This is a genomic window from Nocardiopsis alborubida, assembly GCF_012396365.1.
Classification (GTDB): domain Bacteria; phylum Actinomycetota; class Actinomycetes; order Streptosporangiales; family Streptosporangiaceae; genus Nocardiopsis; species Nocardiopsis alborubida.
The window spans coordinates 48,599-71,188 of sequence record NZ_JAAXPG010000026.1 but is presented as its reverse complement, the minus strand read 5'-3'; the positions used below and the strand labels follow the sequence as shown (position 1 = coordinate 71,188).

Annotated in this window: 18 protein-coding genes; 6 read left to right on the top strand and 12 right to left on the bottom strand. The window is 72.6% G+C overall.

Annotation, left to right across the window (positions count from 1 at the left end):
- Nucleotides 1-54: 54 nt before the first annotated feature.
- From HGB44_RS23950 to HGB44_RS23935, 4 genes are all read right to left on the bottom strand, one after another.
- Nucleotides 55-795 (bottom strand): anti-sigma factor, encoded by a 741-nt coding sequence (locus HGB44_RS23950; RefSeq protein WP_082768444.1) that lies wholly within the window; start codon nt 793-795, stop codon nt 55-57.
- The gene (locus tag HGB44_RS23945) at nt 792-1,403 is read right to left on the bottom strand and encodes a sigma-70 family RNA polymerase sigma factor (protein ID WP_061081481.1); all 612 of its coding nucleotides are present in this window, start codon (nt 1,401-1,403) and stop codon (nt 792-794) included. The genes HGB44_RS23950 and HGB44_RS23945 overlap by 4 nt, the downstream gene beginning before the upstream one ends.
- A 249-nt stretch (nt 1,404-1,652) precedes the next feature.
- Entirely contained in the window at nt 1,653-2,300 is a 648-nt protein-coding gene (locus tag HGB44_RS23940; protein WP_061081482.1) for a fasciclin domain-containing protein, read from the bottom strand.
- 76 nt (nt 2,301-2,376) lie between these two features.
- Complete coding sequence (locus HGB44_RS23935; RefSeq protein ID WP_061081483.1) at nt 2,377-4,020, bottom strand: molybdopterin-dependent oxidoreductase; 1,644 nt, start codon at nt 4,018-4,020, stop codon at nt 2,377-2,379.
- 283 nt (nt 4,021-4,303) lie between these two features.
- Here HGB44_RS23935 and HGB44_RS23930 point away from each other — a divergent pair, with 283 nt between their 5' ends.
- Nucleotides 4,304-5,908 carry an OmpA family protein gene (locus HGB44_RS23930; RefSeq protein WP_061081484.1) on the top strand — a complete coding sequence of 535 codons (1,605 nt, stop codon included), beginning with the start codon at nt 4,304-4,306 and terminating at the stop codon, nt 5,906-5,908.
- A 225-nt stretch (nt 5,909-6,133) separates the two neighbouring features.
- On the opposite strand, the gene HGB44_RS23925 is transcribed toward HGB44_RS23930, so the two are convergent.
- From HGB44_RS23925 to HGB44_RS23905, 5 genes are all read right to left on the bottom strand, one after another.
- Nucleotides 6,134-6,844 (bottom strand): hypothetical protein, encoded by a 711-nt coding sequence (locus tag HGB44_RS23925; RefSeq protein ID WP_061081485.1) that lies wholly within the window; start codon nt 6,842-6,844, stop codon nt 6,134-6,136.
- Between the two features lie 261 nt (nt 6,845-7,105).
- On the bottom strand, nt 7,106-8,509 hold the full coding sequence (gene lpdA / locus HGB44_RS23920; protein ID WP_061081486.1) for a dihydrolipoyl dehydrogenase: 1,404 nt from the start codon (nt 8,507-8,509) through the stop codon (nt 7,106-7,108).
- 198 nt (nt 8,510-8,707) lie between these two features.
- Entirely contained in the window at nt 8,708-9,697 is a 990-nt protein-coding gene (locus HGB44_RS23915) for a DedA family protein (RefSeq protein WP_061081487.1), read from the bottom strand.
- 204 nt (nt 9,698-9,901) lie between these two features.
- Nucleotides 9,902-11,884: a chromosomal replication initiator protein DnaA gene (locus HGB44_RS23910; RefSeq protein ID WP_061081488.1), complete on the bottom strand. Its 1,983-nt coding sequence runs from the start codon at nt 11,882-11,884 to the stop codon at nt 9,902-9,904.
- Nucleotides 11,885-12,002: 118 nt separating this feature from the next.
- Nucleotides 12,003-13,118 (bottom strand): winged helix DNA-binding domain-containing protein, encoded by a 1,116-nt coding sequence (locus HGB44_RS23905; RefSeq protein ID WP_061081489.1) that lies wholly within the window; start codon nt 13,116-13,118, stop codon nt 12,003-12,005.
- Nucleotides 13,119-13,317: 199 nt separating this feature from the next.
- On the opposite strand from HGB44_RS23905, the gene HGB44_RS23900 reads away from it, so the two are divergent.
- Both HGB44_RS23900 and HGB44_RS23895 read left to right on the top strand, forming a co-directional pair.
- Entirely contained in the window at nt 13,318-13,914 is a 597-nt protein-coding gene (locus tag HGB44_RS23900) for a GNAT family N-acetyltransferase (protein WP_061081490.1), read from the top strand.
- 319 nt (nt 13,915-14,233) lie between these two features.
- Complete coding sequence (locus HGB44_RS23895; RefSeq protein WP_061081491.1) at nt 14,234-14,755, top strand: hypothetical protein; 522 nt, start codon at nt 14,234-14,236, stop codon at nt 14,753-14,755.
- Between the two features lie 111 nt (nt 14,756-14,866).
- Here HGB44_RS23895 and HGB44_RS23890 read toward each other — a convergent pair whose 3' ends face one another.
- The gene (locus HGB44_RS23890) at nt 14,867-17,227 is read right to left on the bottom strand and encodes a trehalase-like domain-containing protein (RefSeq protein WP_231972499.1); all 2,361 of its coding nucleotides are present in this window, start codon (nt 17,225-17,227) and stop codon (nt 14,867-14,869) included.
- Between the two features lie 465 nt (nt 17,228-17,692).
- The gene (locus tag HGB44_RS23885; protein ID WP_061081492.1) at nt 17,693-18,349 is read right to left on the bottom strand and encodes a response regulator transcription factor; all 657 of its coding nucleotides are present in this window, start codon (nt 18,347-18,349) and stop codon (nt 17,693-17,695) included.
- Between the two features lie 101 nt (nt 18,350-18,450).
- On the opposite strand from HGB44_RS23885, the gene alr reads away from it, so the two are divergent.
- Complete coding sequence (gene alr / locus HGB44_RS23880) at nt 18,451-19,659, top strand: alanine racemase (RefSeq protein ID WP_210752081.1); 1,209 nt, start codon at nt 18,451-18,453, stop codon at nt 19,657-19,659.
- A complete protein-coding gene (locus tag HGB44_RS23875) occupies nt 19,652-20,704 on the top strand; it encodes a D-alanine--D-alanine ligase family protein (protein WP_061081494.1) in 1,053 nt (350 codons plus the stop codon). The genes alr and HGB44_RS23875 overlap by 8 nt, the downstream gene beginning before the upstream one ends.
- Before the next feature lie 83 nt (nt 20,705-20,787).
- On the opposite strand, the gene HGB44_RS23870 is transcribed toward HGB44_RS23875, so the two are convergent.
- The gene (locus HGB44_RS23870) at nt 20,788-21,492 is read right to left on the bottom strand and encodes a class I SAM-dependent methyltransferase (RefSeq protein WP_061081495.1); all 705 of its coding nucleotides are present in this window, start codon (nt 21,490-21,492) and stop codon (nt 20,788-20,790) included.
- 215 nt (nt 21,493-21,707) lie between these two features.
- Between HGB44_RS23870 and HGB44_RS23865 the strand changes: the two genes are divergently transcribed.
- The gene (locus HGB44_RS23865; protein ID WP_061081496.1) at nt 21,708-22,541 is read left to right on the top strand and encodes an SDR family NAD(P)-dependent oxidoreductase; all 834 of its coding nucleotides are present in this window, start codon (nt 21,708-21,710) and stop codon (nt 22,539-22,541) included.
- Nucleotides 22,542-22,590: the final 49 nt, after the last annotated feature.

The following is a 22,590-nucleotide window of genomic DNA, read 5'->3' as shown; positions in this document are numbered from 1 at the left end:
CGACCAGAAGGAAGCCGGTCGCGGCTCAGCCGGGAGCCCGACGGCGACCGGACCTCAGCCCTCGAATGGCATCGCCATGAGCGGATCGGAGGTGGGCTGCTCGGAGCCGCCCTCGGGCTCGACGGTGACGGCCACGCCCCCGGTCGCCTCGTCCTCCGGCGCGGCCAGCACCGGGAGCACGAAGCCGGACTCGTCCACGGAGAGCACCCCGGCCGAGTACACGCTGCCGTCGTCACGGGTCAGCCAGAGTTGGTAGTCCTCGTCCTCCAGCCGCTCCAGGCCGTGGGCGCTGAACACCAGCCGCCCGCTGCTCTCGGAGTGCACCACGGTCACGGACACGCCCTCCATGGGCTCGGCCGTGGTGTGGTCGGAGTTCGGGTCGGCGAGGACCGCCGCGATCTGCCGCTCGTTCTCCCGGAGCTGCTGCACCTGGCGCACCTGGTCCATGACGACCGCTCCCAGCGCGACCATGACGGCCAGGCAGGCGGCCAGCACCAGCCCCAGAGCCCGGGTCCACCGGCCCCTGCGCGGCGCGGGCAGGCGCTCGGGTGCGGGGGCGAGCTGGCGGGTGCGCGCCACCTCCTCCAGCACGCGCTCGCGCAGTTCGGCGGGCGGCGTGCCCGCGGCCGCGGTGCCCAGAAGAGAGACGGTCTCGGTGAAACCGCGCGTCTCCTGCACGCAGGAGTCGCATTCGGCCAGGTGGTCCTCGAACCGCACGCTCTCACCCGGAGACAGGGCGCCCAGGGCGTAGGCCCCCGAGAGGATGTGCGGGTCCTGGCCCAGTGTCCTCCTCACCACTCCACCCCCAAGCAGTCCCGCAGCCGGATCAGGCCGTCGCGCATCCGCGTCTTCACGGTGCCCAACGGCGTCGAAAGCAGGCGGGCCACCTCACGATAGGTGTATCCGCCGTAGTAGGCCAGGCGCACGGACTGGCCCTGGAGTTCGGTCAGTGTGTCGAGGCAGCGGCGCACCCGCTCGCGCTCCAGACGGTTCGTGGCCTCCTCGGCCACCTCGTCGTAGGGGCGCTGCGTGCTCGCCGCCGCCACCCTGGCCTCCCGGTCGCTGGAGGCCTGCTCCGAGCGCACCCGGTCCACCGCCCGGCGGTGCGCGAGCGTCATCACCCACGCCTGGGGGCTGCCGCGCCGCTCGTCGTAACGGCAGGCGGTGCGCCACACCTCCACCATCACCTCCTGGGCGACCTCCTCGGACTGGGCGGGGTCGCGCAGCACACGGCGCACCAGCCCGTACACCGACGGGATGACCAGGTCGTACACCTCGCCGAACGCGCTCTCCTCACCACGGGCCACCTGGCGGAGCAGCTCCGTGAGCCGCTGGGCCGGCGAAACCGGCGGCTCCGCTCCCGCCCTGCGGGGGCCCCGGGGTATCGCGGCCTGCTCGTCCATCCGCTCCTCTTCCTGGTGGTCCTGCGTCGCTGCCTCGTCCGTGCGATGGGCGGATCCGGGCGGGTTCCGGGAGACCCGCCCCCAAGAGTCGCACCTCGACGGTGCCGTCGTCCGGCTGTTCCTCCGCCGAGCGCCCGGCGGGGCTCCGCGGAGTCCACGGAGCCCGTGCGCTGGCAGGGGCGGTGGTGGGCCCGGACGGCCCGGCGCCAACGCTCGGACCGCCCGGGGGCCACACCGTGCCGGAGGCCGTCAGGCGGGCATCAGCACACCGTCGATGATGTACACCGTGGCGTTGGCGGTCTGCACGTTGCCGCAGATGACTGCCGCCTCGCCGTTCACCGTGAACTCCTCGCCGGAGCCCTCGGTGGTGACCTCTCCGCCCTGGAGCGAGGTGAACGTGCCGTCCTCCAGGTCGGCCGGGGTCTGGCGGCCCTCGACCACGTGGTAGGTCAGCACCTCGGTCAGCTGCTCCTGGTCGGCCAGCAGCGCGTCGAGGTCCTCCTGCGGGATCGCCTCGAACGCGGGGTTGGCCGGGGCGAAGACCGTGACGTCCTCGGCCGAGTTGAGCGTGTCGACCAGCTCCGCCTCGGTCACGGCCGTCACCAGCGTGGACAGCACCGGGTTGTTGGACGCCGCGGTGGCGACCGGGTCGTCCGCCATGCCCTCGAAGCTGCCCTCGCCGTCGGCGGGCACCTCGGCGCAGCCGGAACCGAAGTTCTCGCCCGCCATCTCGGTGGTGCCCTCCCCGCCGCCCATGTCGCCGCTCTCGGACTCGGTCGCGGCGGGGGTCTCCTCGGCGGCCTCCTCCTCGCCGCCCATCTCGCCGCCACAGGCGGTCAGACCGAAGGCGAGCGCGGCAGCGGCGGCCGTGACGGTGAGGCTGCTCTTGCGGATCATTGTTTTCTCCTTCAACTCGGTTAACTTCTGCTTGCTCACGTCACCGACTTGCGTCGGTGCTGGTTGAGGGGTACGTCTACTCGGCGGTGAACCGGATGCTGTGCCAGCCGGTGGCACCGTTGGGGACGGGGTCCACCCGTTCGGCGGGCTGGGTGAACCCGGCGGCGTCCGTGGCCCGGACCTCGACCGAGTGCTGGCCGGGTTCGACGGTGGTCTCGGCCACCCACTGGACCCAGGTGTCGATGCCGGGGACCGCGGCGAGTTCGGCCCGCTGCCACCCGCCCTCGTCCACGCGCACCTCCACGGCGTCGATCCCGCGGTGCTGCGCCCAGGCCACTCCGGCCAGGACGACCTCTCCGGCGCCCACCCGGCCCAGGGGCGCGGGCACGTCCACGCGGGACATGGTCCTGACGGGTGCGCGCACGGCCCAGCCGCGCTGCGCCCAGTAGGCCTGCTCGTCGGCGAAGCGGGTCAGCTTGACGTCGGTGACCCACTTGGTGGCGCTGACGAACCCGTAGAGGCCGGGGACGACCATGCGCGCCGGGTAGCCGTGCACGTGGGGGAGGGGTTCTCCGTTCATGCCCACGGCCAGGAGCGCGTCGCGCCCGTCCATGACGACCTCGGTCGGGGTGCCGCAGGTCCAGCCGTCGTCGGAGGTACTGAGGATCTGGTCGGCGCCCGACCGCACGCCCGCGCGCCGCAGAAGGTCGGCCAGGGGGAAGCCCAGCCAGCGGGTGTTGCCCGCGAGGTCGCCGCCGACCTGGTTCGACACGCACGTCATGGTGATGTCGGCCTCGACGAGCTCCTCGGCGAGCAGTTCGTCCATGTCGATCTCGAAGGGGCGGTCCACCATCCCGTGCACCCTCAGCGTCCACCGGGTGGAGTCCAGCCGGGGAATGGTGAGGGCGGTGTCGATCCGGTAGAACTCCCGGTTGGGCGTGGTGAAGGGAGTCAGCCCCGGAACGCCCAGGTCGGTGGCGGCGGGCAGCGGCGGCAGCGGGTCCGCCGCCGGGGGAAGGACGAGGGCGGAGCGGGAGCCGGCACCGCCGCCGAGTGCCGGCAGCAGGCGCCCGAGGACACCGGCGGTTCCGGACACGGCCAGTACGCCCGTCGCGGTCAGCACGAAACCGCGTCTGCCCGGGCCCTGGCCCGGTCCGGCCGCGGGAGGGGGAGGAACCTCCTCCGCGCCCGCCGGTGTCTTCGGGGGCCCCGTCCCCCGTGGTCCAAGGTCCGGGTCGGAGCGGAGCATCCCGCGCGCGCCACGCGCCAGGAGCGCCAGGGCCAGAGCCCCCGCGACCGCCCCGACGAGCACGGGCACCGGGGCGCCCGGGTCGTCGGAGCGGTGCGGAAGCACGGCGGCCAGCCCGACCGCGGTGAACACCGCCAACCCCGTGTACCCGACGAGGGGCCGCCGAAGCGACGCCGTGCCGAGTACGGCCCCGACACCCAGAAGGGCGACGATGATGCCGGCCACGAGCACGACCTTGTCGGCTCTGCCCAGCAGATCGATCGCCACCTCCACCAGGGCGGGCGGTGCGATGTCGACGACCGTGTCGCCGACGGCGATCACCGGAGACACGGTTCGGAGGAGTCCTGCGGCCAGCTCGGCGGCACCCAGTGAGGCGCCGACCGTGAGCAGCCCCACGACTGACCCGACGACGACCCGTCGCCTGTCGCGTGGCGGGGTGTTCCCGCGTGTCTCGGTGGTCACGTCGGTCATTCGGGGCCGACGCGGGTGCGGATGGGTGTTTGCCGGAGATTTTTTTCGATCCGTATGGAGAAGGCCGTGACCTGCGACGACATGGTGCCGTCGACCGTCGCCGGAGCGGTCCTCGTCGGCCGCCGCCCGTCCGGGGCTCCCGCGCGGACCGGGCGCCCCCGCGCGGGGGCGCCGCCCGCCAGGCGGACGTAACCCGCCAACAGGGGGCAGGGCGGTCGGTTCCGCCCCGCGCGTGCAGGAGGATGTTGCCCGTACGTCTCCTCAACGATCGGAGTTCCCCCACATGGCGAGGAAGTCGCCCCTACCCCTGGTCGCGCTGGCGGTCTCGGGCAGCCTCCTGCTCAGCGGCTGTACGGTCACCGAGGGGGTGTCCGACTGGTGGTCCGAGACCTTCGGAGACGCGTCGGGCCCTCCCGAGGTCAGGGAGGAGTTCCCCTACGTCCGCGAGGGCCGCATCTTCCAGGACACCGGTCGGGACAACGAGATGCGATTCGCCGTCACCGGCCTGGAGCGCACCGATGACTACACCGTCATGTACTACGAGGTCACCTACCTCGACGAGTTCACCGGACCCAACCGGAACATGAGCATGGCCCACACCCTGGTCGACCCGCTCACCGGCCGCGTCTACCGGGAGTTCCTGGACGAGGAGGGCCTCAAGTACGGCTCCGAGAGCCCCAACCAGGACGGCCTCTACCCGGTCCACGACGGGGTCACCAACGAGTACGTGCGCTACTTCCCGCGCCTGCCCGACGAGGTCGGGCAGGTCACGTTCGTCGGCAGCGGACTCGGGGCCATGACCGGAATCCCGGTCGTGGACGTGGAGGAGGAGCGGGCCGACCCGCAGGACCCCAACGGGGCCGACCACCTCACCCCGGACAACCCGCCGCCGAGCGGGGAGAGCCTCACCTTCGCCAACCGCCGTCCGGACGGGGACGCGGTGGCCGACGAGGGATGGGTGCAGAGCTTCGTGGACTCCGAGATCGCCTCCACCACCCGCGACGGCGACCGGGAGATCATCTCCCTGCACTCCGACGTCATGTTCGAGTTCGACCGCTCGGACCTGACCTCCGAGGCCGAGGACGTGGTGCGCCGCGCGGCCACCAGCCTGGCCCGGAACGTCGACCCCGACGAGCCCGTCATCACCGTCATCGGCCACACCGACAGCATCGGCGACGACGCCTACAACGACAACCTGTCGGTGCAGCGGGCCGAGAGCGTGCGCGACCTGCTCGCCGAGGAGTTGGGCACCGACTACACCCTTGAGGTGGAGGGCCGCGGCGAGCACGAGCCGATCGCCCGGGAGGGCGGCCCCGACGACGACGAGGCGCGGGCGCGCAACCGGCGCGTGGAGTTCTCCTACGTCTTCAACACCACCGTGGCCGCCACGGAGGAAGAGGAGTACGACGACGACGGTCTGGGCGCCGCCCAGCGCAACGTCACCTGGCCCGCGCCCTACGACGACGACCCGGGGTCCGTGGTGGCCGAGGGCGAGCTGGACGGGGTGCGCCTGGAGGTCTACCCGCTGCGCCGCGACGGCGCGTACGTCATCGGCACCGTGGCGCTGACCAACACCACCGACGAGCCGACCATGCCCGACATGGGCGGGCAGGAGGCCGTCCAGGCGGGCGGCCCCGAGCAGTTCAACAAGGGCACGCTCGGCGGCTTCCAGCTGCTGGAGCCGGAGAGCGGCCTGGTGCGCTACGTGGCCCAGATGGACTTCGGCGAGGGACGCTACAGCAGCTTCGCCGAGGAGGTCCACACGCTCCAGCCCGACAACACCTACAGCCTGGTCGCGGTCTTCCCCGCGCCGCCGGTGGACGTGGAGGAGCTGACCCTGCGGGCGGGCCCGTTCGGTGAGTTCGAGGAGATCCCCGTGGAGTACTAGCGGGTTGGCCGGAACTGTTGCCGGTGTGAGGCATGGGTTCTGACCTGCGATGATCTTGTACTTATGGCCGATGTCGGCGCTCGAAGCTCGCTATAGGTACAAGATCACGGCGAAGAGAACGGAACGGTGAACCCTTCCGGTCACCGCACCGGGGACACCGGAACCGTCCGGGAACACGCGAGGGGGCCGCCGATCGGCGGCCCCCTCGGTCGTTCGCGCCGCGGATCAGCCCCGGATGCGCTCGGCGGCCAGCATGACCACCCGCTCCAGGTCCTCGCGCGGCACCTCCTCGCCGTAGGCGATGGCGGTGACGTACAGCTCGTCGGGCAGCGTCAGGTACAGGTGGCGGCTGGAGCCGTCCACGGTGCCCACGTACTCCAGGTCGCCGCCCAGGGAGTCGGACTCCTCGGTGTGGTAGGTGTCCACGTCCACGTCGATGTCCACCTCCCAGTTCATCTGCTCCTGCTCCCCGGGCACCCGCACCACGTCCGGGTTGGCGCTCGGGTCGGCGTTCAGGGTGAACACCAGCGTGAACGAGGACGCGCCGGGCCCGGTGCTCCCGTCGCTGAACGAGCACACGACCTGCTCGGCGCCGTCGACGCCCTCCACCTCACCGACCTCCTCGGTGAGCACCTGGCCCGGGGCCAGGTCGCCGACCACCTCCGCGGCGCCGGCGGCCGCGCACGACTCGGGCAGTCCGTACTCCGGGGCGGCCTGCTCCGGCTCCTCCTCCGGGCTGGGCGAGGCTCCGGCAGCCTGTTCGGGGACCTCCTCGCCGTCCCCGAAGGGCAGGTCCACGCCGTCTCCGAAGGACAGGTCCATATCGAACTCGTCGAGGTCGATCACGTCGAAGCCGACGAGGACGAACCCTCCGACGACGGCGGCGACGACGGCCGTGCCCAGGCACGACAGGGGAGTGGACGGGATCAGGCGCATGGATGGCTTTCGGTCGGGGGAGCACCGGAGCCCGGGGTGGGGGTCCGGCGGGGACACACGAAACCTAGCAAGTCCCCGGAGCGTTCGCGGCAGCGGTCGCCGCCCGCCTCCGGCGATCGGTGCCTCCGCCCGTCCGGCCGACGGGCCCGCGCCGAACGGAGCCGTGTGCCGCCCCGCTCCTCCCGCGCCGCGTGCCCCGCCCCGGACACGGCGCGGCCCCGCCGTCCTCCCGGAGCGGCGGGGCCGAGGATGACCGTTGCGTCACATGTTGATCATGTGACCGGCCAGGCCGTGCACGGCCTCCTTGACCGCCTCGCTGAGCGTGGGGTGCGCGTGGATGTTGCGCGCGACCTCGTGCACGGTCAGGTCCCACTGCTGGGCCAGGGTCAGCTCGGGCAGCAGCTCGGTCACGTCCGGGCCGATCATGTGCGCGCCGAGGAACTCCCCGTACTTGCCGTCGGAGAGGATCTTGACGAAACCGCGCGTGTCCCCGAGGCCGTGCGCCTTGCCGTTGGCCATGAACGGGAACTTGGCGACCTGGACGTCGAAGCCCGCCTCACGCGCCTCCTTCTCGCTGTAGCCGAAGCTGGCGATCTGCGGCTGGCAGTAGGTGGCGCGCGGGATGAACCGGTAGTCGATCTCCTGGGTCTCGGCGCCCGCGATGGTCTCCGCGGCGACGATGCCCATGGCCTCGGCGGTGTGGGCCAGCATGAGCTTGGCGGTGACGTCGCCGATCGCGAAGATGTGCGGGACGCTGGTGCGCCCCCGGGAGTCGATGCCGATCGCGCCCCGGTCGGTCAGCTCCACGCCGGTCTTCTCCAGACCGTAGCCCTCCACGTTGGGGGCGAAGCCGATGGCCTGGAGGAGCTTGTCGGCCTCCAGGGTCTGTTCCCCGCCGTTGCTGCTGACGGTGACGCGCACGCCCTCGCCGGTGTCCTCGACCGACTCCACACGGGTGGAGGTCATCACCTTGACGCCCAGCTTCTTGTAGGCGCGGCCCAGCTCCTTGGAGACCTCCTCGTCCTCGGTGGGCACGAGGCGGTCGAGGAACTCCACGATCGTCACGTCCACGCCGTAGTTGGCCAGGACGTAGGCGAACTCGACGCCGATGGCGCCCGCACCGGCGATGACGATGCTCTCCGGCAGGGTGTCGGTGAGGATCTGCTCCTCGTAGGTGACGACCCGCTCGGACAGCTCGGTGCCGGGCAGCAGCTTGGTGGAGGAGCCCGCCGCGATCACCGCGTGGTCGAAGGTGACGGTCTCGGTGGCGCCGTCCTCACCTCTGACCTCGACGGTGTGGTCGTCGGTGAAGGTGCCCCGGCCGTTCAGCTCGGTGATCTTGTTCTTCTTCATCAGGTAGTGGACGCCCTTGACCCGGCCGTCCGCCACCTCGCGGCTGCGGCTGTGCGCCTTGCCGAAGTCGAACTCGACCTTGCCGTCGACCTTGATGCCGAAGAAGTCGGCCTCGTTCTGGAACAGGTGGGCGAGTTCGGCGTTGCGCAGCAGCGCCTTGGAGGGGATGCAGCCCACGTTGAGGCAGACCCCGCCCCAGTACTTCTCCTCGATGACGGCGGTCGTCAGGCCGAGCTGGGCGGCGCGGATGGCGGCCACGTAGCCGCCGGGGCCCGCGCCGAGAACCACCAGATCGAAGTGTCGCTGTCCCATGACGGGATCTCCTTGAGTGTGTTTGTGACGCACCCAGCGCAGTCGGCTTGCCCGGGTTGTCGGATTGCCGAACGCCAGCCTAGCCGGGTGCCCCCGGCACGTGGGTGACCAGCCGCTTCCTTCACGGTACTTTCCGTGGAAGCGCCTGCTCACAGGGGGTTCCGGGCGCTCGACGGAGGGAGATCCCGGCCCGCGGTGTCAGCCCCGCGGGTCCTGCGCCGTTCCGTTCCCCTGAGCCGCCTCGGACCCCCGCGCCGTCCCGCCATCCCGCGCCGCCTCGGACCCCTCAGCGGCCGCGGCCCCTTCGGCGGCCCTGGCCTCCTCCGCGGCCCGGGCCCTCTTCTGCGCACGGTTCTGCTTGAACACGGGGACGAAGGCCATGACGACGACGATGCCCAGGGTGAACCAGAGGGCGTACCTGTCGACCAGCAGGACGATGTCGACACCGGTCTGGCCCGCCGCGTAGCCGACGGAGGCCACGGACGCGGTGAGGACCAGGGCCCCGAAAGCGTCCAGGAGGAGGAAGGGCAGCAGGCGCATCCCGGTCCAGCCCGCGATGACGAGGATGAACACGGTGGGGATGCCCGGCAGGTAGCCGAGGATGAGCGCGACCGGCATGATCCACGGGCTCATGTCCTGTGCCCGGTCGGCGAAGCGCTGTGCCCTGTCCCCCGGCGCGATGAGGTTGACGAGACCGCGGCCCCAGCGCCTGCCGACCCACCAGAACAGCCAGTCGATCTTCACCTTGCCGACGACGCCCGCCACCACGACCAGCCACAGGGGGATCTCCCCGATCCGGGCGAACGCCGCGGCCGCGCCGATCGCCGCGTTGCTGCCGGTGACGAACTCCAGCAGGACCGGGTGGTTGGCGATCAGGAAGGGCTTCAGCGGCGTCAGCGCCATGAAGAAGAGGGGAACGCCGACGAAGGCGGCCAACAGCGCCTTGTCCTGCCGGGTCGCCTTACCCTTCCAGGGCTTGATCGCGCGCAGGGCCGCCCGGGCCTCCTCCTTCTGCGCCTCCTTCTCGGCGGCCTCGCGCTCCTCCGCCGACAGGGGCGCGCCGCCCGCGCGCGGGGAGTCCTCACCGGCGTGCTCGGTCACGGACCCGGACGCGGACCGGGGCTCGGAGGCGGGCTCCGGCCCGGATCCGGAAACGGCGTCGGGGCGGTCGCTGTTCACTGTCGTCATACCCCCAAGCTTGGCTGACCGGGGAGGTCCGCCCCCAGACGCAGGAGTCACCGGGTCGGTGTGAGAGCCGCCGGGGCCGCGGCATGACACCTGTCATACGGCGCCACCGGAGCCGGAGCCGGGTCGGCGTACCCGACCCGTACCGACCCCGTGCCCGTACCCGGTTCGCGGCCGGGAGGCCCGCCTCCGCGCCGCGGGTCGCGCTCAGTCGGAGGAACCGGGCGGCGCGGGCCACTTCCAGCCCGGAGCCCAGGCCCAGCTGTCCGAGACACCCGGCGGCATGGGCGGCAGCAGACGGGAGCCGGGGCGCCTTCCGTCGCCGGAGTCCGCTATGTCCGCCGCGTCCGCGGCCTTCTCCGCGTCCGCCGTGTTCTCCGAGTCCTCTGGGTCCAGGGAATGGGACGGGCCCGCCGTTCCCCGGTCCTCCGGGGTCTCCGGCTGATCCCATGCGCCCAACGGGTCCTCCGAAGCCGAGGGGCTCCAGAGCTGGTCCCGACCCTCCTGCCCCGGCTGTCCCCCGGGTTCGGTCGGGCTTCTCCAGTCGCCCAGCGGCTCGGCGGGCCCGGCGGAGCTCCAGGAGTTCTCCGACGCCGCCAGGGGCCAGGGCTGGGCCTGTTCCCTCCGCTCCTCGGGTTCGGCGGGGGTCCAGGAGTCCAGGGGTTCGGGGCTCCGCCACGCGCCCAGCGGCTCGGCGGGTTCCGCGGCGCTCCAGGGGTCCTCCGGCCGCGCGGAGCTCCAGGGATCCTGTGGACCCGAGAGCGGGTCTGCGAGCGGGTCTGCGAGCGGGTCCGGGATCGGGTCCCCGGCCCGGGGGGCCTCCGGCGGTTCCGGGCGCGTGCGGGAGGGCAGCGGGTCGGCGGCCCACGGGTGCGGTCCGGGCGCGTCGGTCCCGGAGGATCCGCCCCGGTCCTCCGGTGAGGTCCCCCACGGCTCCGGCGGGGACTGCGGTTCCGCGGGAGCGGCATCGGACTCCCCGGGGAACAGCCCGTCATCGGTCTCCGGTTCCAGCGACCGGAACGAGGCCGACATCGGACCCGAGTCCACCTCGGCGAAGTGGGCGGCGACACCGAAGTGGCGGGGCGCCTGCGTCCGGTGGGTTCCGGTCTCGTCGTGCTCGATCGGCGGTGCCATCGGATGGCGCACCGAACCGGCCAGGTGGATCCGCGTCCACCACACGGCCGCGTCCTCGTGGCGCAGCTCCTCCAGTACCTCCAGCGACCCCGGGATGTGCGGGTGTCTGCGCCCCGCGCGCCAGGAATGGCTGAGCGACTGCGGCTCCAGCACCAGCACCCGCGTGCCCTCGACCAGCGGGATGTCCCCGGGATAGGCCTCGTTGCCCACCCACGTGCCGTCGCCGCCGACCAGGTCCCACTCGCCGCGCACCACGTCCGCCAGCGGGTCCACCGGCGCGTCCAGGCACGCGGCGGTCCACCGGGGGTCGGGCCGGGTGCCGGGCACCAGCCGTCCCTCCTTGCCGATCAGCGCGTCCGCGAGCAGCGTGTGCAGTTGGAAGTTGTCGCCGATCCCGTCGAAGCGCACCCGGAAGCCCCGGCGCGAGGTCCGGTCCAGCACCAGGAGCGTGCCCGCCTCCGCCATCCGCAGCAGCTCGTTCACCTCGACGAACTCGCTGAGCTGCGTGGACAGCGCGTGCACGATCTGGGTCAGCCCCTCCAGCGCGCTGGAGTCGGCGCGCACGGCCGCCCGCACCTCGGGGTCGCCCAGCATGGCCTTGGCGGCCAGCCCGTAGCGCAGGGACGTCCACCAGCCCACGGTGGCCAGCGGGGCGTTGTCCCCGAGGACCTCCTCGACGCGCTGCTCGTCGGCCGCCGACACGTCGTTGGGCGCGGGCAGCTGTCCGCCGCCGGTCTTGTCCCACGCGTGCATGAAGGCCACTGCGGCCTGACCGTAACTTCCGAGCTGGCGCAGTACCTCCAGCCCCACCTGTCCCGCGGGCGCTCCGGCCTCCACGAGGGCACCGGCCAGGACGGCGAGGTCGGCCGCGATCCCGGCGACCGGTTCGCTGTCGCCCAGAACCGGGGCCAGCGCCTCCATGGCGATGGCGAGTTCTTCGACGGGCACCTGGGAGGACAGCCGGAACACGTCGTGCACGGCCGCCGGAAACGCGGGTGCCTGGCTGGCTGCGGTGTCGAGCACGCGTTGGAACGCGGCACGGAACTCATCGGTCACCTGTGAATCCTTCCATACCCACACGTAGTGTCCGTGGTCCGGTCACATGCGTCGAAGCCGGGCATCAAAAGAATCCCGGCAAAACGGACTGGTCCGTGTGTCCCGGGGCGGGCGGCGGTCAGGCGGGCGCCGCGAACCGGACCTCGTGCCCGTCGCGCTCCGGTGCCAGGAAACCCAGCAGCCGCAGCCCCTCGGCCTCCGCCTCGTCGCGGTCGGCGGCCCCGAACGGCCGGAACGGCGTCACCTCCACGGCCGCCGTCCCCCTGGCGCGGACCACCTTCCAGGAGCCGCGCACCTCGCCGTCCACGAGCACCGTGGCGGGCGGCATCCCGTTGCGGGAGGCGAGCCGCCCCAGGTCCTCGGCGGAGAGCATCCGGCTGCGGTCGGCGTGGCCGCGCAGCACGTTGTCGAAGTCGTAGAGGAAGCGGACGGGAGCCGGGACGTCCGGACCGGGGCGCGGGGCGTCGGGGAGGTCGAACAGCTCGGCGCCGTCCTCGCCGCGCAGGGACACGAGCCGCTCGCGCAGGCGGTCGACCACCGCGCGCAGCCGGGTCAGCCCCGACCACGCCTGAACGTCCTTCACGGTGGCCGGTCCGAACGCGGCCAGGTAACGCAGTACGAGCGCCTCCGGATCGGGTTCGGCGTCCATGGGCAGTCCGGTCCAGGTGTCGGCGGGGGCGAACGCGGGTGGACCGGAGGAGCCCCACACCCCGCGCGGGGGGATCTGGACGAGGGGCAGCAGGGAGCGCACCGCGTAGGACAGGTCGTCGCCGGGGATCCCGGGCCACCGCTCGGCCAGGTGCGCGCCCAGCTCGCCGGTGGTGAGCGGCTCCTTCAGCAGCAGGGCGCGCCCGGCGTCCACCACGGCGTCCAGGTCGATCCCGGCGGTGGCCCTCCCGTGGCTGCTGTGCGCCAGACCGCTGGTGATGACGGGCTGGACCGTGGGGCGCAGCGCGCGGAAGTCCTCCGGGGTGACCAGGTGCAGGGTGCCGCGCATGAGTGTGGCGCGGACGAGTTCGCCGTCGGTGAGCTGGCGGCCGACGTCCTCGGGGGACGGGTCCTCGATCCGGTTCTGGAGCCCGACGTACCAGGTGTGCGTGGTCTGGGCCTGGAGGCCGACCAGGTGGGCGACGACCTCGGTCACCGGCCGGTCCACGCGCCGGAGGAGGAACTGGCGGGCGAGGGTGGCGCGGTTGAGCGCGCGCCGGGAGAGAACGGTGTCGGTGGCGGCCATCGCTCGGTTCCTCCAGGATTACCGGTCAGTGGGGGGTCACACTACCCACCGGCTCCGACAGGGCGGGGGCGCGCGGGGCGGTCCGGTTCGCCCCGGGCGGAGCGGCGGCCGCTGTGTGGGGTACCCCACTCGACGGGCGGTCCGTGGGGCGACACTACAATCCGCAACGGACATAACGCCGTACACCGGAGGAGTGCCCATGTCGTGGTCCGAGCAGTCGCGTGTCCGGTTGGAGAACGAGCACGTGCTGCTCACCCCCCTGGTGGAGACGGACCGCGAGGGATGGCGTGAACAGGCCCTGGACTCCGACATCTGGACGTACTTCGTGGCCCGTGTGGACGACGAGGCGAGCTTCGTCCGGTTCTTCTACTCCTACCTGGCCGCCAGCGACGGCGGCCAGCGCTCCACGTTCACCATCACCGACAAGGCGAGCGGGCGCGTCGCGGGCAGCATGAGCTACGGGCACATGTCCGAGACCGACCTGCGGCTGGAGATCGGCAGCTCCTGGCTGGGGCGCGACTTCCGGGGCCGGGGGGTCAACCACTGGTCCAAGTACCTGCTGCTGCGGCACGCCTTCGAGGAGATGGGCGCCGAGCGGATCGAGTTCAAGACCGACGTGCTCAACGAACGGGCCCGTCGCGGCCTGCGCTCCATCGGCGCCACGGAGGAGGGGGTCCTGCGCAGCTACAACGTCATGCCGGGCGGGCGCCGTCGGGACGCCGTGTACTACTCGGTGCTGCGCAACGAGTGGCCGGACGTGCGCGAACGCCTGGAGGAGGGCCCGCGCTTCCGGTGAGGCCGGTGTTCACGGCGGGGCTCGCCTGCCCGGTGAGGCCGGTGTCCGCGGTGGTGCTCGCGCTTCCGGCGGGGTCCGTGTGTCCGACTGGATCCGCGCGTCGGGAAACGACGGTCGGGCCGCGGAGCAGGGGGAGGAGGCCCCCCACACCGCCCCTCGGCGCCGCGGGCGGCTCACGTCCCCTGGGAGCCGCCCGCGGCGCCGGCGCGGGCGGGGCACGGGTTCCGCCCGGGAGGGAACCGTTCTCCCCCCGCGCAAGTCGTAGGTCCGAAACATCCCTCGTCCCGCGCACGGCCCCGACCGGGAAGGCGTCTCCCCCGTGAACCCCTACGCTCCCGCACCCCCGATGCCCGGTCCGCTCAAGGCGGTCCGCGTCATCCTCATCATCAGGATCGTGCTCGCCGCCGTCCTCTACTCCCTGGCCCTGTTCGGCCTCCTGGCCGTCGTCAGCCTGCCCAGCGCGCAGGTCGAGGCGGAGATGGGCATGGGGGTGGGCGGGCTCACCGCCATCCTGCTCTACGGCCTCGCCCTCACGGCCTTCGAGGTCTACGTCGCCATCGCCCTGGGGAAGGGCGGGGCCAGGGCGCGCACGCTCGTGCTCGTGGTCGTGGCCCTGGGATTCGCCAGCGCGCTCCTCAACCTGCTCACCGACTCCTCCAACCCGGCCCTGGGCATAGTCCTGATGGCGGTCATCCTGATCCTCATCCGGACCGAGAGCGCTAAGGAGTGGTTCCGCGTGACCGATCCCGGTCACCAGCCCCTCCAGGGCGGTCACCCCGGCCAGGGCGGCTATCCGGGCCCCGGCGGCCACCCCGGCCAGACGGGTTCCACCGGTCACTGAACGGCCCCGCCGAACGCCGCGGATCCGTCCGTTGGCGGGCGGAACGTCCGTGGGCGCGCTCCCACGGCCCTCACAGGCCGGGGCGGGCGCCCACGGGCGCCCCGGCAGGACTCAGAGGCGGTCGAGCAGCTGCGCGCAGCGGATCAGGCCCAGGTGCGAGTACGCCTGCGGGTGGTTGCCCAGCGCCCGCTCGGTGACCGGGTCGAACTCCTCCGGGATGAGCCCGGTCGGTCCGGCGCAGTCCACCAGGTGCTTGAACAGTTCGTCCGCCTCCGCGCGGCGGCCGGTCAGCAGGTACGCCTCGATCAGCCACGCGGTACACAGGTGGAAGCCGCCCTCGCCGCCCGGCAGGCCGTCGTCGCGGTGGTACCGGTACACGGTCGGGCCGCTGCGCAGCTCCGCCTCCACGGCGGTCACGGTGGCCTGGAAGCGCTCGTCGGCCGGGTCGATCAGGCCGGACAGGCCGATGTGCAGGGACGCGGCGTCCAGGTCGGTGCCGTCGTAGGCGGTGGTGAAGGCCTGCGCCTCCTCGTTCCAGCCCTTGTCCAGCACCTCGGCGGCGATGCCGTCGCGCAGGTCCGACCAGGACGGGTCCACCTCGCGGCCGTAGGCGCGGGCCAGGGCGACGGCGCGGTCCAGGGTCACCCAGCACATCACCTTGGAGTAGACGCGCTGACGGGGCTCGTCGCGCTCCTCCCAGATGCCGTGGTCGGGCTCGTGCCAGCGGCGGGCGACCGCCTCGGCCATCGACCGGACCAGGTCCCAGTCGCGGTCGGCCAGGGTGCCGCGCACCGAGGACAGCTTCTCGATCAGCTCCACGACGGGGCCGAACACGTCCAGCTGCACCTGGTGGTCGGCCAGGTTGCCGATCCGCACCGGCCGCGAGCCCGCGTACCCGGACAGCGACTCGACGACCTCCTCCGGGCCCAGGTTGGTGCCCCGCAGCGAGTACAGCGGGCGCAGCAGCTCCGGGCCGGGCAGCGAGTCCACGACCCGGTGCACCCAGTCCAGGAACTCCTCGGCCTCGGCGGTCGAGCCCAGGGAGACCAGCGACTGCACGGTCAGGGCGCCGTCGCGCAGCCAGCAGTACCGGTAGTCCCAGTTGCGGACGCCGCCGATCTCCTCGGGCAGCGACGTGGTCGCGGCGGCCATCACGCCCCCGGACGGGGTGCACAGGCCGCGCAGGGTGAGCGCGGAGCGCGCCGCCAGCTGCTGGGCGGTGTCGGGCAGGGTGAGCCCGTCGAGCCAGTGCGACCAGTGCTCGCCGGACGTCCGCTGGCGCTCGGACTCGGGCAGCGTGCCGCGCACGAGGGAGTCGGTGCCGCAGCGCAGCTCCAGCACCACGGGCTGCTCCGAGCGCGGGTGGACGACCGCGCGGGCGAGGTCGGAGACGCCGTCGTGGTCGATCTCCCACTCCACACCGGGCGAGTACAGGGCCATCGGGAAGTCGGCGCCCTCCACGAGCAGGCCGTCCTCCTGGGGGGTGATGCGCACCGGCACGCGGCCGAAGTCGGGCCGGGGGGCGAACTCCACCGTGGCCGGGGTGACGCCGCTGATCACCCGGACCAGGTCGGTGCGCCCCTGCGGGGTGCCGTGGGCGAGGTAGTCGGTGACGTCCATGCGAGACCAGCGGGTGCGCACGGTCATGGTGCCGGGCAGGTAGCGCTGGCCCAGCGGGCGGCCGCCGTGGGCGGGGGCGACGGCGAACACGCCCGCCTGACGGCCGCCCAGGACCTCGGCGAACACGGCGTTCGAGTCGGGCTCGGGGTGGCAGAACCACAGCAGGCGCGCGTCCGGGCCGACGAGGGCCACGGAGCCCTGGTTGGAGAGCATCGACATGCGCTCGATGGGAGTGGGGCGCTCGCCGAAGACCCAGAAGCGGCGCTCGGCGGCCAGCGCGGACAACAGGGCCGCGGCGGTCGGGGTGTCGGCCACGCGGTGGGAGGCCACGGTGGGCCCCTCGCCGACCCGCACGCCCGCGTCGGCGCCGGTCAGCCGCATGAAGACGGGCTCCTCGCCCTCGCCGCCGCCGATGTAGAGGATGGCGGTGGCCTCGACCTGGTCGCGCAGCAGCTCCAGGGCGGCGGCCTTGTCCGAGGGGGAGTCGGCGGAGCGGTGGGCGGGGTCGATGGTCACGTCGGTGTCGAACTCGGTGCCGTGGGCGCCCACGAGGCGCACCTCGGCGGGCAGGCGCGAGAGCGCGGCCAGGTCGCGCAGGGGGCGGCCGGAGATGACCGCGCACACGGTTCCGGGCAAGTCGGCCAGGTCGCGCAGCGCGCGCAGCGCCTCGGGCAGCGGGCGCCGGTCGGCCGGGTCGACCGTGGAGAGCGCGCCGTCGTAGTCGCAGGCGACCAGGAGCCGTGAGGTCCTGGCGAGGGCGGAGACGCGTTGTCTGACGTCCACGGGCATGAGCGCGGGAGCGGTGTCCTCCGGGACGCCCGGAACCGCTTCGACCGCTTGGGTGACCGTCACGCTGCCTCCTCCGTTGGTCCGCGTTGACCTGGGGAATCGGATGATCTGTAGGACTCCGCACGCATGCTGCTGGTTCACTCTGATATGGGTGTGCACAAAGGTGAGCCCAGGGCTTGTGGCGTGGGATGGGACTTCCGGGGACGTCAGAGGGATCCTCAGGAGCTCTTCACGTGTGTGCGGGCGAGAGGTGGTGCCGAACGCAAAGATCCGGTCCGCAAGAAGTCAACGCGAGACTACCCGCGTCTCACCCGTACCTGCGACCTCAGTTTCCGGTGATGCAGGTCACGAATGGGTCGCAAAAGAGGGCAAAGGCCGCTTATCCCGATCCGGGCGAGCCCGTGATCACCCACCGTCGCGAAGGATCCGGGCGGAGGAGGGGAATCGCGTGTGCTCCGGCGGCGCGGGACGTGCGATGGGACACGTCGGTGCGCGGCGACGGGCTCAGGTCACCGCCCGGGATCCGGGTCACATCAGCCGGTAACCCACGCGGGGCACGGTCTGGATGGGGTTCGGGGCGCCCAGCTTGCGCCGCAGGGAGCGGATGGTGACGCGCACGATCGTGGTGAACGGGTCGATGTTCTCGTCCCACACCCTCTCCAGCAGCGCCTCCGCCGACACCGGGGCGCCGTCGGCGCGCAGCAGCTCCTCCAGCACCCCGAACTGCTTGGGCGACAGGTGCAGGGGCCTGCCGTTGCGGGAGGCCTCGTAGCGGGTGGAGTTGAGCCGCAGGCCCGACCGCTCCAGGACCGGCGGGTCGGCCCGGCCGGGTCGCCGGGCCAGGGCGCGGACCCGGGCGATCATCTCCTCGCGGTCGAGGGGCCTGGTGAGGTAGTCGTCGGCGCCCAGCTCGAAACCGGCGAGCCGCTCCTTCGGGCTGGTGGGGGAACTCACCATGAGAACCCGCACCTGACCGTGCAGGGCGGTGGCCGCGCGGCACACCTCGTTCCCGCTCAGCCCCGGCAGCGCCCGTTCGAGAAGCATGACCCCGTACTCGTTGACGGCGAGCTTGTACAGCGCCGTCTCCCCGTCCGGGGCGGTGTCCACGGCGAAACCGGCCGCCCGCAACCACGAGGCGGTCGGCTGTGCGGGGTCCTCTCCGTGGTCCACGACCAAGACCCTCATACGCTCTTCCTTCTCCCTCCGCGCTCGGCGGGCGTTCCGTGGGACGTGACGAGGGGGGCGCTCACACTCTGTTCACAGCGCGTCGTGTCTACTTTTTGGTCATGCCGTCGACCGACCCCGGGGAGCACTCGCTCCACCTCCCCGGACACCCGGCCTCACCTCTGGGTGAGGCCCTCATCGATATAAGCGCGATCGCCCACAATGTACGGTTCATGGCAAAGCGGACCAATTCCGAAATTCTTGCCGTCGTCAAGGCGAACGGCTTCGGCCACGGGGCCGTGGAGGTCGCCCGCGCGTCCCTGGAGTCCGGAGCGACCTGGCTGGGTGTGACCTCCCTGGAGGAGGCGCTCGCCCTGCGCCGCGCCGGTTTGCGCGCCCCCGTGCTGTGCTGGCTGCACCGCGCGGACCAGGACTTCGACTCCGCCGTTGCCGCCGACGTGGACCTGTCCGTCCCCTCGGTCAGCCACCTGCGCGCCGTGGCCGACGCAGCCGTGCGCACGGGCCGTGTCGCGCACGTCCACCTCAAGGCCGACACCGGGCTCAGCCGCAACGGTGCGCCGCCGGACGCCTGGCCCGGCCTGGTCGGACTGGCCCGCGTGCTGGAACTGGACGGTCTGGTCCGGGTGCGCGGCGTCTGGTCGCACCTGGCCTCCGCCGACCTGCCCGGCGCGGCGACCACCGCCCAGCAGGTCACCGCCTTCGAGAGGGCGGTCTCCCAGGCGCGCGCGGCCGGACTCGACCCGTCGCTGCGGCACCTGGCCAACACGGCCGCGATCCTCAACGAGCCCGCCACGCACTTCGACCTGGTCCGGGCGGGTGTGGGCCTCTACGGGGTGGAGCCCGTCGAGGGCAGGCGCTTCGGCCTGCGCCTGGCCATGACCCTGCGCGCCCGGGTGGCCATGGTCCGCCGGGTCCCCGCGGGGACGGGCGTCAGCTACCACCACACCTACACCACCTCGCGCGAGAGCCTGCTCGCCCTCGTCCCGCTCGGCTACGCCGACGGCGTCCCCCGGGCGGCGGGGGACCGGGCCTACGTGTGGATCGCCGGACGGCGGTGCCCCGTGGCCGGACGCATCGCCATGGACCAGTTCGTGGTCGACGTCGGCGGCATGGACGTGCGCGAGGGCGACGAGGTGGTCGTGTTCGGCCCCGGCGACCGGGGCGAGCCCACCGTCGAGGAGTGGGCCGACTGGGCCGGAACCATCCCCCACGAGATTCTCACCGGCGTGGGCGCTCGCGTGCCCCGCCTCCACCAGGACCTGGCGCGGCCCCTGCCGCGCGAGCAGAGCAAGGAGATATCGAGTGCCTGAGGCAAGGACACGCGTCGCCGTCGTCTTCGGTGGGCGCAACGGGGAGTACGACGTCTCGTGCGCGTCGGCAATGTCGGTCCTCGCCCACCTGGACCGCGACCGGTACGAGGTCGTCCCTGTGCGGATCACGCGCGCCGGGGCGTGGGTGGTGGGCACCGACACCGACGACCCCGCCGCGCTGGACGGTGAGCGCCTGCTGGCCCTGACCGCCGAGCCCGAGGGCGAGGGGAAGCGGCGCACGGGCGACGGCCTGGGAGACGCGATCGTGGCGATGGGCGGGGTGGACGTGGTCTTCCCCGTCATCCACGGCCCCTACGGCGAGGACGGCACGATCCAGGGGATGCTCGAACTCCTGGGCGTCCCGTACGTGGGCAACGGCGTGCTCGCCAGCGCCGCGGGGATGGACAAGGCCACCACCAAGACGCTGCTGCGCGCGGCGGGCCTGCCGGTCGCGCGGGACGTGGTGCTGCGCGGACCGGACGACGAGGTCTCGCCGCGGGAGCGCGCCGAGCTGGGGCTGCCCGTGTTCGTCAAGCCCGCGCGCAGCGGCTCCAGCCTGGGGGTGACGCGGGTCGGCGACTGGTCGGAGCTGGAGGCAGCCGTCAAGACCGCGCGGGAGTTCGACACCAAGGTGCTGGTGGAGGAGACCGTCGTCGGCCGCGAGGTCGACCTGGCCGTCCTGGAGCTGCCCGACGGCGCGCTCAAGGCCGGGCCGCCGCTGGAGATCCGGGTCGCGGAGGCGGACCGCTTCTTCGACTACGACACCAAGTACGGGGGCGACGCGGTCTTCGACATCCCCGCCGACCTGCCGGTCGAGATCCAGTCTCAGCTGAGCGAACTCGCCCTGGGCGTGTTCGAGGCGGTCGGCTGCTCGGGCCTGTTGCGCGTGGACTTCTTCCTGCGCGGGGGCACCGAACCCGTCGTCAACGAGGTCAACACCCTGCCCGGGTTCACCGCGCACTCGCAGTACCCCCAGATCTGGCGGGCGGCGGGCCTGGACTACCCCGAGCTGCTGGACAGCCTCATCCGGACCGCGCTGGCCTGAGGGGCGCGCCCCTCAGGGCGAACGCACGAGGGCCCGCCACGCGTGTGGCGGGCCCGGACCGTCGGCTGGGGGGGAGGGGAGGCTCAGTCCTTCCCCGGCTTGCGCAGGTGGTGCACCCACGCGGGCGGGACGTTGGCGAACACCTTCTCGGAGCCGACGCCGTAGCGGTCGATCCACTCCTGGACCAGCCAGCTCGTGCGGGCCTGGCGCAGGTAGTCCTCGCGGCGGGCGATGACCGCCTTGACCTCCTTCGTGTACAGGTACCCGTAGAAGGACAGGGTCCCGCCCGGTTCGAGCACCTCGAAGTAGTAGTCCAGGATCTCCCGGACGGCGTCGACGGTGAAGTTCGCGAACGGCAGGCCCGACACGATCACGTCGTAGGACCGCTCGGTGCCCATGTCGTTGACGAGCTTGGCGTGCACGCGGGAGTCGTCGGCGACCCGCAACATGACCGGGTCGGTCCCGAGCAGTCCCTCCACATGGGCGGCGAACTCGGGGTTGGCCTCCACGAGGTCCAGGGTGTCCCCCGGCTGCATCGCGGCGGCGATCCCGCGGCTGATCGCGCCGGTCCCGGCTCCGGCCTCCAGGATGCGCAGCGGGCGGTCGGGTTCGGGTCGGCGTCGGACGTACTCGGCCATCGCACGCGCCAGCGCACCGCTGCTGGGGAGGATGGAACCGGTGGCGTGGAAGGTGCGCAGCGCCTGGCTGAAGAACAGTCGGGTGTCACGCAGGCGCTCGTCCAACCTCAGGGAGGAGAGGGGTCCGGCAGGGCTGTGGGTCTCGGACATACACGCACGCTAACGCCTCACCCCTCCCCGAAGGGAGTCGGCACGGCCGCGTTCGGGGAAAACCCAGGTGAAACCGTGTGTGTCCATACCCACCGCGCAAAGGGGAACTTCGGCCCCGACGGGGGCGCGGGGCGGGCCGCGACCGTGCGCGCGCGCCGCTCCGCCGTCCGCCGGGGCCTCTGTCCGTGCGGCCGGTGACGGCCTACCCTGGGAGGATGAGCGAAGCGGCCAGCACCTCCGAGACCCCCGCCCATCCCCGGACCGCGCTGGTCACCGGAGCCTCCACCGGGATCGGGGAGGAGTACGCCCGCAGGCTCGCCGAGCGCGGCTACTCCCTCGTCCTCGTCGCCCGCCGGGGCGAGCTCCTGGAGGCCCTCGCCGAGGAGATCGGCGGACGCTACGGGGTCGGCGTCCAGCCCCTGCCCGCCGACCTCGGCACCGACGAGGGCCTCTCGCTCGTCGCCAAGCGCCTGTCGGCCGACGGCAGCGGCGACGAGGCCCCCGTGGACCTGCTCGTCAACAACGCCGGTCGTGGCGACGGCGGCCCCTTCACCGAGCAGGAGCCCTCGGAGATCGACGCCATGCTCGACCTCAACGTGCGCGCGGTCCTCCAGCTGACCCGCGCCGTCCTGCCGGTGCAGATCGCCCGCCGCGGGACCGTTCCGGGCCGGACCAGGCTCGGCGTCGTCAATCTCTCCTCCGTCGCGGGCGAGATCACCGCCAACCCCGGCGGCTCGGTGTACGGGGCCGGGAAGAAGTTCGTGTCCCTGTGGAGCGAGAGCGTGGCCGCCGAGGTCGCCGAGCACGGCGTGCACGTCACCGCGGTCCTGCCGGGCTTCGTGCGCACCGACATGACCAGGGGCGTCCAGGAGAGCGGCCTGCCCGCGTTCGCGTTCGTCCCCAAGGAGCAGGTCGTGCGAGAGTCCCTCGCCGCCTGGGCGGCCGGGCGCTCCAGTGTCGTCGCCGGCGCCCAGTACAAGGCGGCCACGGGGCTCCTGCGCTTCATCCCCAAGCCGCTCGTGCGCGCCGCCGCCCGCAAGGTGTGGTGAAGCGGGGGAGGGGCTGGTGGAGCCGGGGGAGCGGCTGCCCCGAGCGGGG